The sequence below is a fragment of the Treponema sp. genome, assembly GCF_045657965.1.
Taxonomy (GTDB): domain Bacteria; phylum Spirochaetota; class Spirochaetia; order Treponematales; family Treponemataceae; genus Treponema_D.
In genome coordinates this window covers 1-2,321 of the sequence record NZ_JAZOUG010000285.1, presented here as the reverse complement: position 1 = coordinate 2,321, position 2,321 = coordinate 1, and the positions used below count along the sequence as shown (strand labels likewise).

Here is a 2,321-nt window from a genome sequence, read left to right as displayed (position 1 = left end):
TGCCGACTGACCGACGAAGAATCCTTCGTTTTTTACAAGTTTACGGCCTGTTTCGTAGGCATCTTCTGCTACAACGTCGAAACATTCATCGTATTTGGTGTCGAAGCTGGTGAAAAGCGGCGGATAGTTTTCAATTGGAACGCCGTCAAAATTCAGCACGCCATCGATTGTGTTGCGTTCCGGGAAGTTCGGGTTTTTCTTTGACTGTTCCGCCGGCTGTGCTCCGATAATCTTTACATTCGGATTTTTTTCACGGAAGAATTTTGAAAGTCCTGACAAAGTTCCGCCCGTTCCCACAAGTTGAACCACATAGTCAACTTTACCGCCGGTTGCTTCCCAGATTTCAGGGCCGGTGGATTTTACATGGGCAAGGGAATTGTTGATGTCCGCGCACTGATTCAGGTAATACCAGCCTTTTGAAGCGGCAAAATCCTTGAAGAGTTTTTCAAGTGCGGTCATAGTAAGACCATTTTTGAGGAGTTCGGGAAAGCCCGGAACGTCAGTTACCTGCAAAAGTTCTGCTCCAAGTGCCTTTAATATCTGTGAACGCTCCTTTGAAACGAGAGGCTGGATTACAGCGACGAATTTGTACCCCTTGGCGTTTGCAAAAGTTGCTTCTCCGATTCCCGTGTTGCCGCTGGTGTAGTCAATCAAAGTCATTCCAGGCTTAATATCACCTCGCTTTTCGGCTTCTTCAATAATATTAAGGGCAGCACGGTCTTTTACGCTGCCGGAAGGATTGAAATACTCGAACTTACCGAGAATGTTTGCTTCAAGGTTTTCTGAAGCTTCATAGCGGTGGAGACGGACAAGTGGTGTGTCCCCGACGAGTTCTGTGATTGAATCATAAATTTTTGCCATAGTTTTTCTCCTTAAATAATTAGTTAAAATAGTTGTATTCGATTAACTCGATGAGCTCTTCGTTCTTTTCTGCAGCGGCAAGTGAAAGAAGGCTCCATGCGTTTCCTGCACTTCCAATGTAAAGTCCCGTATAAGAGTGAACGTCAGTCGGAATCGTTCTCCACCATGCCCCGCTCCATCTTCTCAAAGTTTTCTGATGATAGATGTCGCCGTCTGCATCCGGCACAAAAGACTGCCCTATTACAGTATTTGCGGCTCTTTTTGCATATTCTAAGAATTCAGGATTTTTGGTCAGCTTATAAACTGAAACAAAATGTTCCAGAAGTCCTGGAGTTCCGCAGCATAAAGCCTGGCTCTGCCAGTAACCGCGGCTAAAGTTTTCCGGTGCTCCGGCTTTAATGATTCCGCGGCTCAGGCGCAGAACCCAATCCAGATATTCTTTTTTACCCGTGATTTTATAGAGTGCATGGAACAAAAGTGAAGTTCCGGCAGGTCCGTGACAGGTGCTCAGGTAATAAAATTCTGTTGAAGGTCCTCTCTCAAGGCTGTCAAGGTAAGGAACAAGCACTGCATTTTCATCCCCAACAGCAATTCCTTTAATGTATTCGGCAGCATATTTTGCGGCTTCAAGGAATTTTTCTTCTTTTGAAAGTTCGTAGAGAATTGCAAAAATCCAGCCTACTCCGCTTGTTCCGTGAGCATTGTTTACCCAGAATACATCCTTCGGAAAGTCAATGATTGTAAGGTCAACAACATTCCAGTATTTTCCTCCGCGCGGTGCACTCTTTCCTTTTGAAAGAAGAAAATCACCGAAACTAACAGCTGCTTCACGATATTTTTCGTCTTTCGTGAGTTTATATATCAAAGAAAGATATGTGACAAATCCTGCATCTCCGCACAAATCATTCTGTTCGCTCCAATAAATGCCTGCATCAGATTTTTTTGCAGAAGCAAGCAGATCGTCTGCGACTTTTACTGCATAATTTTTATAACGCTCTTCACCTGTAAGTTCAAAAAGCTTGATTACAAGATATGCGCTTCCTGCAGGTCCATTATAATATCCTGCAGCCCAGCCCGGCATATTTTTTACATGGACAAGTTTTGAAGCTCCGGAAGAACGCGGTGCAAATGTGCGTTCATAGAAAGCTGTTCCTTCGTCCGTGGCAATTATTTCTTCTGCGGCTGATTTCGCTTCTTCAAGATATTCAGCCTTTTTTGTAGCCTGATAAAGTCTTAAATAGAAAAGCCCTACACCGGCTGAACCGCCATACAATGATTTTTGGGTAAGCATCGGATAATCAGAAAAATCTTCTTTTGAATCAGGGCTCTGATTCCATATTCTGCCTTTTTTGCCTGTTTTTTCAGTTGTTTTAATCCATGCGGCTGTCTGCTCAGCATATTCGATTAAATCCGTGGCGGTGCGTTCATTAAATAGTACGTTATTTGCCATAGGTTCCTCC

Annotated in this window: 2 protein-coding genes; both read right to left on the bottom strand. The window is 43.8% G+C overall.

Going from position 1 to position 2,321, the window contains the following annotated elements; all coding sequences use genetic code 11:
- The coding region (locus tag ACKI5B_RS10890) for a PLP-dependent cysteine synthase family protein (protein WP_407428655.1) at window positions 1-861 on the bottom strand (861 nt) is incomplete at its 3' end.
- Window positions 862-880: 19 nt separating this feature from the next.
- Window positions 881-2,321 (bottom strand): lanthionine synthetase LanC family protein (locus ACKI5B_RS10885; protein ID WP_407428653.1); only part of this gene is annotated, 1,441 nt, incomplete at its 5' end.